Consider the following 12,488-nt stretch of genomic DNA (forward strand, 5'->3'; position numbering starts at 1 on the left):
ACCTGTGTATCCCCGGGCCCGCCGTGCAGGCCCGGGGCAATCGACGTCAGTCCAGCAGCGATTGCAGCTGCGTTTTCATCTGCTCGGCCGCATCCTCGGCGCTGAGGAACCCGTGCACCGCCGGGGCGATCAGGTTGTCCACGGCATCGTAAACCGGCGAGGCCACGCCCGCGATTTTCGAACGCGGGTCAAAGGCCGCGTTGTCCGCCAGCGAGGCATAGGTCGCGTTGGGTTGCAGCGCCGCATAGTCGTCGCTTTCGACCGTGGGCTTGTAGGCGGGGATATGGCCCGCACCGGCCCAGGCCAGCGAATGTTCCTGCATCCAGCCGATCACGGTCAGCACGGCCTCGCGCTTTTCCTCGCTCATGTCCGGGTCATTCGGAATGGCAAAGGCGTGGGAATCCGCCCAAGTGGCGGGCATGTCCATCATCTGAGGCACTTCATTGGCAAACCATTCAAAGCCCAGTGAGCCGTCGTCGGTCGAGTCCTTGAACGTCGGCACTTCCCAGACGCCATTGATGTGCAGCACCGATTTGCCACCCGAGAAAAGCGCCACCGAGGCCTCGTAGGCGGCCTGCTCGGGGATCAGCCCCTCGGCGCGCCAGTCGGCCAGGGTCTGGATCGCGGTCACGGCCTTGTCCATGTTGTCGCCCGCCAGCACCTCACCGTCGGTCAGCATCTCACCGCCCTGCTGGCGCAGGAGCGTGTAGAACATCCGCCAGGTGCCGCCCCCGCCTTCGGACTGAAAGCTCAGCGGGTCGGAGAAACCCTCACCCTTGGCCCAGGTCAGCAGCTCGGTCATGTCCGCGATGGAAGAAATGCCGGTCAGGTTGCCGTCGGCGTCCAGCCACTTGGTCCCGTCCAGCGCCGTCCGGTTGTAGTGCACAACGACGGCGTGAATGTCGAAAGGCACGGCCATCAGCTGCCCGTCATCGGTCGAGGCGGCGGTGATCGACGCCTCGAAGAAATCCCCTTTCGACAGGCCCGCAGCCTCGAGGTCGGCATCGCTGATCGGCGACAGCACGTCCTCTTCCAGCGCCAGCGGCAGGCGCGACAGGTGATAGGTCATGATGTCGGGACCCTGTCCAACCGCAACCGCAGTGCGCACTTTGGTGTAGAAGGGCAGGCCCCACTCCAGCGTCGTCCCACTGATCTGGATTTCAGGGTGTTCCTCGTTGAACTGGTCGATGAGCGCCTTCATGCGCACGCCGTCACCGCCAGCCAGGAAGTCCCACCACTCGACTTCGACCTGGGCCCAGGCCGGACCGGAGAGTCCCAGCGCCACCGCGGTTGCCGCGGCCAGCTTGCCAAACTTCATAGTCATTTCAGTCCTCCTCCTGACTGTCATTGCCTTATCGAATGCGGTCGCCTTCAGCGTCGAAGACGAAGATGCGCCCGGGGTCGGGCGTCACCGTCTGTATCGTTCCGTGCATCCCGTGCCGGGCGCCGGTCTGTTGAAAGATCACCGGCTCGCCGCCGTCCAGCGTGCCGTGCTGGTAGGACACGCCGCCCAGTTCCTCGGCCACGTCCACCGTGACCCGCAGGCCCTGTCCCTCTGTCACCTGAAGATGCTCGGGGCGCATCCCCAGCGCGATCCGTGCGCCGTGCGCGGGTTTGTCCACCAGGGGGATGTCAAAGCTGATGTCCGGCTGGCCGGTCAGCGTGGCTGTCACGCCGTTGTCCCCGTGCCCGGACACCGTCGCATCAAGGAAATTCATCGACGGCGACCCGATAAAGCCCGCGACGAAGCGGTTTGACGGATCGTCGTACAGATCCAGCGGCGCGCCGCTTTGCTGGACGTAGCCGCCCTGCAGCACAAAGATCGTGTCGGCTAGCGTCATCGCCTCGACCTGGTCATGCGTGACGTAGATCATCGTGGCGCCCAGCGCCTTGTGCAGCCGCGCCAGTTCCAGCCGCATCTGCACCCGCAGCTCGGCGTCCAGGTTGGACAGAGGTTCGTCGAACAGGAACACCTCCGGCGCGCGCACGATGGCCCGCCCGATGGCCACCCGCTGACGCTGCCCGCCAGAGAGTTGCGCGGGCTTCTTGTCCAGGTGCTCCACCAATTGCAGGATACCGGCGGCCTCGCGCACCTTTTCGTCCACCTCGGCCTTTGGCCGCTTGGCCAGGCGCAGGCTGAACGCCATGTTTTCATAGACCGACAGGTGCGGGTACAGCGCGTAGGACTGAAAGACCATCGCCACGCCGCGATCCGCCGGATCCTCGTGCGTCACGTCGCGGTCGCCGATGGCGATCTGGCCATCGCTCGTATCCTCCAGTCCGGCAATCATCCGCAGGAGCGTGGACTTGCCACATCCGGACGGGCCGACGAAGACCGCGAATTGCCCGCGCTGGATGTCCATGTCGACCCCACGGATCACGTCGATGGCGCCAAAGCTCTTCTTGATCCCTCTCAGATGAACGCCCGCGTCCTTCATCGTGCCTCCCCCTTCTTTCGTTTCACCTTGGCCGGGCATCTCCGCCTCAGCCGACCGAAAGCCGGATCATGCTGTAGGAAAAGGCCGGCAATTCGCCCTTAAGCGCACCCTCGCCCACGGCCAGCCTGTCGCCCTTGCGCGGGGTTACCTTGTTCGGTTCGGCACAGGTGTTGGCCACGCGGGCCAGGCTGCTGTCCCCGCCCATCACCTGATGGTCGATCAGCTTGAGGCTGTCAAAACCATGCAACGCCAGGTCAAGCTCCATCGCCTCGTCCGGGCTGCGGTTGATGGCGAACACCGTGATCGACTTGCCGTCCGACGCCAGCACCGCGGCCACGTCCAGATAGTTTACGTCCTGCGCCACCGCCTCATCATAGCGCGGGCAGTCCACCGCGACGTTCAGCGCGGTGCCGCGGCCATAGAGGCTTGCGAACTGGTAGGGATAGTAGATCGAGGTCGCCCAGGCCTTGCCCCCGCGTTCGGTGCGGATCGGGGCGATGACGTTCACCAGCTGCGCGATACAGGCGATCTTGACCCGGTCGGACCGGCGGATGAACTCGTTGAGCAACCCGCCGACAAAGATCGCGTCCTCGAGGTTGTAGTCCTCTTCCAGCAGCGCCGGCGCTTCGGGCCAGTCCCAGGAATGCCAATTCTTCGAGTCCTCTTCGCGGTTGTGATACCAGACGTTCCACTCGTCAAAGCAGATATAGATGTCGTTCTTGGCCCGTTTCTTGGCCTTCACATAGTCGATCACCCCGGCGATCGACTGAATATAGCGCCCGGTCTCCTCGACCTTGGCAAAGTAGTTCAGGCTGTTGCGGCTGTTGTTGCCGAAATACTTGTGCAGCGAGATGTAGTTGACATTCTCATAGCACTCTTCCAGCACCTGCCGTTCCCAGTCCGGGTAGGTCGGCATCTGGTCGTTGGACGAACCGCAGACCACCGTCTCGATCCCCGTGCCGAAGGCCTTGACCGCCTTAGAGGTCTCGTCGGCAAGGCGCCCGTATTCCTTGGCCTCCATGTGGCCGATCTGCCAGGGGCCGTCCATCTCGTTGCCGAGACACCACATGTTGACGCCATAGGGGTCTTCGACGCCGTGACTGCGGCGCAGATCGCTCCAGTAGGTACCGGAGGGGTGGTTGCAGTATTCGACGAAGTTGCGCGCCTCCTCGATCCCGCGGGTGCCGAGGTTCACCGCCAGCATCATCTCGATCTCGGCATCCTTGGCCCAGCGGGCAAATTCGTTGATGCCCACCTGGTTGGTTTCCTTGGACCGCCAGGCCAGGTCCAGCCGGACAGGACGATCCTCTTTCGGGCCAACGCCGTCTTCCCACTTATAGGCCGAGACGAAATTGCCACCCGGATATCGGATCGCCGGGATCTTGAGATTGCGCACCAGGTCCAGCACGTCATTGCGGAACCCGTCAGCGTTTGCGGTGGGATGATCAGGCTCGTAGATGCCGCTGTAGATGGCCCGCCCCATGTGTTCGATGAACGCCGAATATAGACGGTCATCGATCTGCGCGATGCTGAAATCCCGATGTATCGAAGCGCGGCCCTTCATGTCCCCTCCCAGGTGCGAATGTCGTGTTGGGGGCACAGTAGGGTCGCCGCGCGTTTACATTCAATTTACATCTTGGTCTATCGCGTTGACAGAATTGGTAATGAAGATCGGATCCGATTGCCCCTTGCCCAGCCGCTTTTCGACAAGCCCAAGCAGCCGTCGGGCCGCCGCCGACATCAGGCGATCCCGTGGACAGAGGATGTGGTAGGGTTCGATCGGGATGGGCCGGATCGTGTCCAGAAGGACCAGATCGGCGCAATAGGGCGGCGACAGCAGCAGGTCGGCCACCTCCTGCGTGACCACCGCGATAACATCGGACTCGCGCAGCAGGGCCATGATGGCCACCACGGAGGCAGTCTTGATCAGGTTGTCGGGCAGGTCCGTGCCTTCCTCGTGAAAGGCGATTTCAAGCGCGTGCCGGATCGGCGCCCCACGGTCCTGCATCGTCCAGAGTTGGTCTGACAGGTCAGCCAGCGACACCCGGCCCGCCTCGGCCATTGGGTGCCCCCGCCGCACCATCAGCAGGACCTCCTCGTCTCGGGCGGGCTGGATGTCGAAATCCCGCGAATAGTCGTGCGGGCCGACCCGGCTCAGCGTGAAATCGTAATCGCCGCGTTCGAGCCCCCACATCAGCTGCGACGACGACGAGACATCCAGCGATACGTCGATCCCCGGCGCCACGGACTTGAGGTCGAGGATCGCAGGGATCATCGCGGCCAGCGCCCCGCCGGTCACGGCCCCCACGCGCACCGACCCGCCCATGCCGCCCAGATGGGCAGAGAAATCCTGCGACATCCGGTCGATGTCATGCACCAGCTTGCGCGCATGGGTCACCAGCACCGTGCCCTCGGGCGTCGCGCGCATCCCCTTGGGCGTCCGTTCGAACAGGGCAGAGCCGATGTTCTCTTCCATGTCGGCCAGCATCCGCGACGCGGCCGGCGTGGTCATCCCGCAGACATCCGCCGCGAGCCGCAGTTTCCCGTGACCGGCAATCGCGCTGATGAGGCGCAGCTGAACCGGCCGGAGTGAGCGAAGATAGTGTGACACGGCCGCAGCCCCCAGTACCCACCCGACCGCCGCGCCGGGCATCTGCTGCCAGACTCGCCCTGCGCCCCCGGTTTAGCAACCCCGCAAAGGAAAGGGCGCGCCCGAAGGCGCGCCCCGCTTTGCCACATCCGTGCCGGGATCACTCGGACAGAGTGAAGGGCGCAGTGTACTTGTCGACGTTGTCCGGGGTGATCAGGGCGCAGTCGAACAGCTGCTTTTCCTGGGCCACTTTCGGCTCGCCGTTCTTGATGTAGTAGTCCGCCTGGATCACGGCCTCACGCGAGAAGACGGCAACCGGCTGAAGAACGGTATAGGCCATCTCGCCTGCGCGCACGGCCTCGACCGCGTCGGGCGAGCCGTCGAAACCGCCGACGATGGTGCCTTCAAGCTTGCCCGCCTCCTTCAGCGCGACGATCGCACCCAGCGCCATTTCGTCGTTGCCCGAGATGACGGCATCGATGACCGGGTTGGCCTGGATGATCGACTGCATCTTGGTATAGCCTTGGGTCCGGTCCCAGTTGGCCACTTCCTGCGCGACCTTCTCGAGGTCCGGATACTGGCTCAGCACGGTGTTGTACCCGTTCGAACGGGTGGCAGCGTTGTTGTCGGCCGGGTTGCCGAAAAACTCGACATACTTGGCCTCGTCGCCGACCAGTTCTTGCCAGGCAACGGCGCCCAGCGCTGCACCCTGGGCGTTGTTCGACACCAGCTGCGCGATGGCGATGCCGGATTCGTTGATCTCGGCGTTCACGAGGAAGACCGGGATGCCGGCCTCGGTCGCCTTGCGCACCACGCCGACGGACCCGTCCGCGTTGGCAGGGTCAAGGATGATCGCCTTGGCGCCATTGGTGATGGCCGCGTCGATCAGGTTGGATTCCACGTTGGTGTCGCCCTTGTGCGCGGCAACGGTGGCTTCGTAACCCAGCTCTTCTGCGGTTGCCTTGGCGACTTGGCCCTCGGTGAACCAGTAGGGGTTGGCCGGGTCTGTCACGATGATGGAGATCAGGCCCTCGGCCCAGGCCGAGCCTGCCATCAGGGGCAGCGAAGCGGCGGCGGCCAGCAGGGCGCGTTTGGTGAACTTGATCATGAGAATTCTCTCCCTTGGGTTGGTGATTGCCGGGGTCCGGCGGGACTTCGCGTCGGGCCTCCTCTTGCCCGGGAAACCGCGAAACTTGGGTGGGGGCGGGCCTAACCTTTCTTGGCCTTGCCCCCGTATTGGATCGAGTTGAGCATCACGGCGAGGACGATGACCGCGCCGGTGAAAACGGTCTGCCAGTAGGACGAGACGCCGATGATCACGAGGCCATCCGACAGGAAGCCGATGACGAAGGCGCCCAGCAGCGTGCCGCGCACGGTGCCGCGTCCGCCCATCAGGCTGGCGCCGCCCACCACGACCGCAGCGATGGCCGTCAGTTCGTAGGTGGTGCCCGCGGTGGGTCCGGCAGAGGTCAACTGCGAGCTGAGGACGAGGCCCGCGATGGCCGCGCACATGCCCGACAGGACGTAGACGGTGATCTGCACCTTCTTGACCGGCACGCCCGACAGTTCGGCGGCGCGTTCGTTCCCGCCCGAGGAATAGAGCCAGCGGCCAAAGGCTGTGCGCGACAGCAGCAGACCGGCGGCAATCGCGACCACGGCCAGGATGATGACCCCGATCGGGACGCCGCCGATACGGTTGAAGCCAAGCCAGTCAAAGCCGGTGTTGCCCAGGCTCTCGTTGCCGGACAGGTTGTTGAAGGTCAGGCCGTTGGTCATCAGCAGCGCGACACCGCGCGCCACGTAAAGCGAGCCCAGCGTGGCCACGAAGGCCGGCACTCGGAAATAGGCGACCAGCACACCGTTGACCGCGCCGACGAAGGCGCCCAGACCCAGCGTCAGGACCACGACAGCCCAGACCGGCGGATACAGGATCACCCCGGCGGCCTCCAGCTCGACCCCCTGCATCAGGAAGCCCGCGAAGACCCCGGTCAGGCCCAGGACAGAGCCGACCGACAGGTCGATCCCGCCATTCAGGATCACCAGCATCATGCCGACGGACAACAGCCCGAAGATGGCAACGTGGTTGGCCATGATCAGGAAGTTCGACACGGTCGCATAGTTCGGCGACAGGATCGAGAAGATGATGATGATCGCGATCAGGGCAAAGAAGGCACGGCCTTCCAGCAGGATCTGAACGAGGTTGGCATTCTCGCCAAAGATCGAGGCGATCAGCCCGCCTGACCCCTGCTTCTTGTTGGTGGTGACATCGGTCATTTCCGCGATCTCCAGTTCAGTGCTGCGCCGTGTCGGGCTTGTCCATGTCGACAATTGCCCGGGCTGTGTGTTCGTCGATGATCAATCCGCTGAGCAGGCCGCTTTCGAGCACGGCCTTGATCGCCTGTGTCTTGATTTCGCCCCCGGCCACGGCGACGATGCGACGGCCTTTCAGCCGCTCCAGCGGCTGGGTCAGGATGCGGTCGGTGATCTCGCGGCCCACGGGTTTGCCCCGCTTGTCGAAGAAATGACCCAGCATCTCTCCGACGCCGCCGGCCTCGGCGATACCGGCCATTTCCGCCTGCTCGATCATGCCCGTCGTGACCAGCTCTGCCTGCGCCCCAGTGGTGCCGATGCCCACGATCATCAGATCCGCTTGACCGGCCAGCTCCGCCGCCTGCTGCGCGGCCTTCTGGCCCAGCAGCACGTCGCGGTCGGCGGTGGAATTGGCGATGAAAGGCACGGGCATCGAGGCCGCCTCGGCCCCGGTCTTGTCGGCCAGGCGTTTGACAACCGCGTGCGGGTTCACATCCGCACCGGTGGTCAACGCCCCCATCAGAGACACGACCTTGAGGTTCGGTGCCGATTGCGGCGCCAGATTCTCGACGCAGGCCAGCAGGGTTCGCCCGTGCCCAACCCCGATGACATTCGCCTGGCAGTCGGCGATGACCGAGGTCAGGAAACGGCCCCCCGCCGCGCCAAGCGGGCCAAGCGCCAGGTCTTCCTGGTGCAGGTCGGTGACAACCTCGCAATGATCCAGGCCAAAGGCCGCGGTCAGGCTTTGCTGCAGGTCCACCTCGCCCGAGGCGGCCATGATCTGTTCCTTGGTGGCGTCCGGCCCGAAGGTGGCCGAGATCTTGCCCTTGTGCATGACGATGATGCGATGCGCGATGGACAGACATTCGCTGACCTCGGAAGTCGAATAGACCACGGCAAGGCCCTCTTTCGCGCCCTCGGACAGCAGGCGGAACACCTCTGCCTTGGCGCCGATGTCGATGCCGCGGCTGGGTTCGTCCAGCAGTACGACCGACGGCTTGGTGGCCAGCATCTTGCCGATCACGACCTTCTGCTGGTTCCCACCGGACAGCGAGCCAATGGCAGCGCCGCCGCCGTCGGTCTTGATCGTCACCTCACGGATCGAACGTTCGATGATTTCCTGCTCATCCGCCTTCGACGTCAGCAGGCGCCGGGTAAAAGCCCCGATCGAAGCCAGCGACAGGTTCTGTCCCACGGTCATGGTCTGGACCAGCCCGTCGCGCTGGCGGTCTTCGGGCGTCAGGACAAGGCCCGCCTCGATCCGCTGCGCAATGGTCATCCCGGCCAGGTCGCGCCCATGCAGCCGGATCGTCCCGCCCGAGGCCGGCAGGCGGCCCGCGACGCATTCCATCAACTCGGTGCGCCCGGCACCCATCAGCCCGTAGATGCAGACGATCTCGCCCTGCCGCACGTTCAGCGACAGCCGGTCCACGACCGAATAGCCGGAGCCGCCCGGCGCGGGCACGCTGAGCGCCTCGATCGACAGGGCGGTGTCGCCAAACTCGTATCCCGTCGGTGGCGAGCCGAGGTCAAAGTTCTCACCCACCATGTTGCGGACGATCCATTCCAGGTCGATTTCCGCACGGGGGGCATAGGCCGTCATCACCCCGTCACGCAGCACGACCGCATGGTCGGTGATGGTCAGCGCCTCTTCGAGGTGGTGCGAGATGTAGACGATCGAGACGCCGCGCGCCTTGAGGTCATGGATCACCTTGAACAGCACCTCGACTTCGGCCGCCGACAGCGCCGAGGTCGGCTCGTCCATGATGAGGATGCGGGAATTGACCGACAGCGCACGCGCGATCTCGACGATCTGCTGCTGGCCCAGGCGCAGGTCCTCGACCGGGGTCAGGGGGTCGATGTCCTCCTCCAGCTCTTCCATCAGGATACGGCACTGGCGCTCTTCCTCGGCGAAGTTCACGCCGCGCGGCCCCATGATCTCGCGCCCCAGAAAGATGTTGTCACGCACGTTCATGTTGGGCGCGAGAGACAGTTCCTGGTGGATGATGGAAATCCCCAGTTCGCGCGCCTCGACGGTCGAGCGGATTTCGACCGGTGCACCGTCCAGGATCAATTCACCCGTCGTGGGCATGTGCACGCCGGACAGGATCTTCATCAGCGTGGACTTGCCGGCGCCGTTTTCACCGAAAAGCGTCGTCACCTGGCCGCGGTGGACGTCGAAGTTCACCCCCTTCAGCGCGTGAACCGCGCCAAAGCTCTTGGTCACGTCGCGCGCGGCCAGAACCACCTCGACCTTGTCCGGCGCGGCGGTCGGCGTTTCGTCATGCACGGGCACCTTCATCACTGCACCTCGAGCGCGACGGGCGTGACCAGCCAGTTCTTCGGGTTGATCATGGTAAAGGCGCCGGTCACGGAGATGGTCTTGCCCTGCAGGTTGTCGCGGTCGAGATCGGTCAGCACGTCGGCAGACATCGCCCGGTTGATGCCCGCGCCCGCGTCCTGGTACTCGATCTGGTTCTTGAAGGCGCCGAACTCGATGTCGCCGACGATATCGCGCAACTCGGTCCCGTTGATCGCCGGGCCGGTCTGAACACGGATCCGCGTTCCCTCCGGCATGTCCGGCACGTCGATGTTGAAGATACCGGACTTTCCCTCGCCCACGGTGCCGGTGAATTTCACCGCCATCACCGGAAAGGCCCCCGCCATCGTACCGTAAGCTGCGGTTGCCGCCGACTTGTCCTCGGCCAGTTCGCGGGCCAGGTCCGCTGCCTCGGGGGCGCGGCCCGTGACGAAGTCGCGGATGCGGGGGAACTCGCCGACACCAAAGCGGTCAGGGTCAAAGGCCTGCTGCCGCAGGTCCTCGTCGCCGCCGATGGCCACGACCTTTGTGTCGAACGCGATCGCGCCCAGCAACACAACCCCCGCGATAGCGGTGATTACATTCCTGCGCGTAGCCTTGCTGGCGCTGGCAGATACTGTGCCGGTGGTTGCCATGTCGGGCGTGCCCCCTCTTGCGATTCTGCCCGGCGGACCAGGCTGTTCCGTTTCTTCCTGCCAATCGGCAGGAACCTGTCTGTCGCGGGAATGGCAACCAACTGAAGTTGCTTTATTCCTCCCCTTTCGCCGTGCCCGGAACCCCTCAATTCCCTGGATGGGTCGACGATTCGCCGCCGTGGTGCCACTGCGACCGTTTGCGCCAACCATAAGTGAAAAAAATTACGTTGTCTGCAAAAAAAATCACTACGTCGAGATTCTTTGTGTTACACCAAATGCAACCGGACGCAGTGCGGACAGGCCAAAGACCGCCCTGAACACGCGTCGCGCGGACCTGTTCCGAGGGCAGGAAAATACAAGCGTCACAAGGGGGAGGCCGAGGTGACCCACAAGGAAAAGGGAAGCGGTGATGCCCGATTCGTCTGACGTGATCATCGGCGTCGATGCGGGCACCTCCGTGATCAAGGCCGTCGCCTTCGATCTTTCGGGACGCCAGCTGGCCGCGTCATCGGTCCGCAACAGGTACGTGATGGGTGCGGATGGCTCTGCCACCCAGTCCCTGCCGCAGACATGGGCCGATTGCGCCACAGCCCTGCGCGGACTGGCAGAGAAGATGCCCGCGATCGCCCAGCGGACCGCCGCGCTCGCCCTGACGGGCCAGGGTGACGGCACCTGGCTGGCAGGCAAGGGCAATGCGGCGGTCAGCGACGCCTGGCTCTGGCTTGACGCGCGGGCGGCGCCCACGGTCCGGCGACTGTCTGCGGGCGCAGGCGAACGCGCGCGGTTCGAGGCAACGGGAACCGGGCTGAACACCTGCCAGCAGGGCAGCCAGCTTGCCCATATGGCCGCGACCTGCCCGGAGCTTCTGGACCGGGCCGAGGTCGCCCTGCACTGCAAGGACTGGCTGTTTCTGAACCTGACCGGCGTGCGCGCGACCGACCCTTCGGAGGCGAGCTTTACCTTCGGGAACTTCCGCAACCGGTGCTACAGCGACACCGTGATTTCCGCTCTCGGGCTACAGGCGCACCGCCATCTCCTGCCGGAGATCATCGACGGCGCGCAGGAAACCTGTCCACTGACACCAGAGGCGGCAGAGGCCACCGGGTTGCTTGCGGGGACGCCGGTTTCGCTGGGGTATGTCGACATGGTCATGACCGCTCTTGGTGCAGGCGTGCACACGGGCGACGCAGGCGCGGCCTGCTCCACGGTCGGGTCGACCGGCGTACACATGCGCGCCGTGACATCGGACCAGGTGCATCTGAACGCCGAGGGCACAGGCTATGTGATCTGCCTTCCGGTGCCGGACATGGTGACCCAGGTGCAGACCAACATGGCCGCGACGCTGAACATCGACTGGGCCCTGGCCCTGGCCGAAGAGTTGATCGGCGAATTCGGCGAAGCGCCGTCTCATGCCGATCTTGTCGGCCGGATCGACGGCTGGATGGACAGGTCACGCCCCGGCGCCCTGGTCTATCACCCCTATATCTCCGAGGCCGGAGAGCGCGGCCCCTTCGTCAATGCCGATGCGCGGGCGAGCTTGATCGGACTGAACGCCGCACACAGGTTCCCGGACGTGATCCGCGCCGTGGTCGAAGGCCTCGGGATGGCGGCGCGGGATTGTTATGCCGCGATGGGCGAGATGCCCAGCGAACTGCGGCTGACCGGCGGCGCGGCGCGTTCCGGCGCCCTGCGCCGCGTCCTTGCCGCCTCGTTGAACACTCCCGTCCGCGTCTCCTCGCGCGAAGAGGCCGGTGCCGCGGGCTGCGCCATGATGGCCGCCGTGGCGATCGGCGCCTATGCCGACATGGACGCCTGTATCGCGCAATGGACAACGCCCCTGCTAGGCGGGTCCGAGGCGCCCGATCCGGGCCTCGTGCCCGTCTACGACACCCTGTTCACCACCTATCGCCAGGCACGCGACGGTCTTGCCCCCGTATGGGACGGGCTGGCCGCGGCGCGTACGGCTGAAGGAGCTTGAGAGATGACAGATATTTCCAAGGTCGACCTCTTCGTGATCGGCGGCGGCATCAACGGCGCGGGCATTGCCCGCGACGCCGCCGGCCGGGGCCTGAGCGTCGTGCTCTGCGAAAAGGACGACCTGGCCGAGGGCACCTCGTCCCGGTCCGGCAAACTGGTCCACGGCGGATTGCGCTACCTTGAATACTACGAGTTCCGGCTGGTGCGCGAGGCGCTGA

The 12,488-nt window shown here is 64.8% G+C and carries 10 protein-coding genes; 2 read left to right on the forward strand and 8 right to left on the reverse strand.

Translation table 11 applies throughout. The features are described from left to right. Nucleotides 1-46 precede the first annotated feature (46 nt). The 8 genes from PVW46_RS25490 to PVW46_RS25525 all read right to left on the reverse strand — a co-directional run bounded on the left by PVW46_RS25490 (nucleotide 47) and on the right by PVW46_RS25525 (nucleotide 10,215). On the reverse strand, nucleotides 47-1,324 hold the full coding sequence (locus PVW46_RS25490; protein WP_139132395.1) for an extracellular solute-binding protein: 1,278 nt from the start codon (nucleotides 1,322-1,324) through the stop codon (nucleotides 47-49). A 28-nt stretch (nucleotides 1,325-1,352) separates the two neighbouring features. Next, nucleotides 1,353-2,438 (reverse strand): ABC transporter ATP-binding protein, encoded by a 1,086-nt coding sequence (locus PVW46_RS25495; RefSeq protein WP_069210964.1) that lies wholly within the window; start codon nucleotides 2,436-2,438, stop codon nucleotides 1,353-1,355. A 46-nt stretch (nucleotides 2,439-2,484) separates the two neighbouring features. Further along, nucleotides 2,485-4,002 carry an arabinosylfuranosidase ArfA gene (gene arfA, locus PVW46_RS25500; protein WP_069210963.1) on the reverse strand — a complete coding sequence of 506 codons (1,518 nt, stop codon included), beginning with the start codon at nucleotides 4,000-4,002 and terminating at the stop codon, nucleotides 2,485-2,487. Nucleotides 4,003-4,062: 60 nt separating this feature from the next. After that, nucleotides 4,063-5,049: a LysR family transcriptional regulator gene (locus PVW46_RS25505; protein WP_069211016.1), complete on the reverse strand. Its 987-nt coding sequence runs from the start codon at nucleotides 5,047-5,049 to the stop codon at nucleotides 4,063-4,065. Between the two features lie 139 nt (nucleotides 5,050-5,188). Further along, nucleotides 5,189-6,136, reverse strand: a complete 948-nt coding sequence (locus PVW46_RS25510) for a D-ribose ABC transporter substrate-binding protein (protein WP_043137067.1) — start codon at nucleotides 6,134-6,136, stop codon at nucleotides 5,189-5,191. A gap of 101 nt (nucleotides 6,137-6,237) precedes the next feature. Beyond that, nucleotides 6,238-7,302: an ABC transporter permease gene (locus tag PVW46_RS25515; RefSeq protein WP_083242452.1), complete on the reverse strand. Its 1,065-nt coding sequence runs from the start codon at nucleotides 7,300-7,302 to the stop codon at nucleotides 6,238-6,240. A gap of 16 nt (nucleotides 7,303-7,318) precedes the next feature. Beyond that, on the reverse strand, nucleotides 7,319-9,640 hold the full coding sequence (locus PVW46_RS25520) for a sugar-binding domain-containing protein (protein WP_274578182.1): 2,322 nt from the start codon (nucleotides 9,638-9,640) through the stop codon (nucleotides 7,319-7,321). Beyond that, nucleotides 9,640-10,215, reverse strand: coding sequence for a DUF2291 family protein (locus PVW46_RS25525; RefSeq protein ID WP_274578185.1), 576 nt, complete (start codon nucleotides 10,213-10,215; stop codon nucleotides 9,640-9,642). The genes PVW46_RS25520 and PVW46_RS25525 overlap by 1 nt, the downstream gene beginning before the upstream one ends. 487 nt (nucleotides 10,216-10,702) lie before the next feature. On the opposite strand from PVW46_RS25525, the gene PVW46_RS25530 reads away from it, so the two are divergent. Both PVW46_RS25530 and PVW46_RS25535 read left to right on the forward strand, forming a co-directional pair. Next, entirely contained in the window at nucleotides 10,703-12,271 is a 1,569-nt protein-coding gene (locus PVW46_RS25530) for an FGGY-family carbohydrate kinase (RefSeq protein WP_069210961.1), read from the forward strand. Between the two features lie 3 nt (nucleotides 12,272-12,274). Then, nucleotides 12,275-12,488 (forward strand): FAD-dependent oxidoreductase (locus PVW46_RS25535; protein ID WP_274578184.1); only part of this gene is annotated, 214 nt, incomplete at its 3' end.

This window comes from Mameliella sp. AT18 (assembly GCF_028807275.1).
GTDB classification, from domain to species: Bacteria; Pseudomonadota; Alphaproteobacteria; order Rhodobacterales; family Rhodobacteraceae; genus Antarctobacter; species Antarctobacter albus.

Bases quoted from the DNA above. Each gene is read 5' to 3' on its own strand.
- arfA (WP_069210963.1), bottom strand. From the start codon at position 4,002: ATGAAGGGCCGCGCTTCGATACATCGGGATTTCAGCATCGCGCAGATC.
- PVW46_RS25490 (WP_139132395.1), bottom strand. From the start codon at position 1,324: ATGACTATGAAGTTTGGCAAGCTGGCCGCGGCAACCGCGGTGGCGCTG.
- PVW46_RS25515 (WP_083242452.1), bottom strand. From the start codon at position 7,302: ATGACCGATGTCACCACCAACAAGAAGCAGGGGTCAGGCGGGCTGATC.
- PVW46_RS25495 (WP_069210964.1), bottom strand. From the start codon at position 2,438: ATGAAGGACGCGGGCGTTCATCTGAGAGGGATCAAGAAGAGCTTTGGC.
- PVW46_RS25510 (WP_043137067.1), bottom strand. From the start codon at position 6,136: ATGATCAAGTTCACCAAACGCGCCCTGCTGGCCGCCGCCGCTTCGCTG.
- PVW46_RS25520 (WP_274578182.1), bottom strand. From the start codon at position 9,640: ATGAAGGTGCCCGTGCATGACGAAACGCCGACCGCCGCGCCGGACAAG.
- PVW46_RS25530 (WP_069210961.1), top strand. From the start codon at position 10,703: ATGCCCGATTCGTCTGACGTGATCATCGGCGTCGATGCGGGCACCTCC.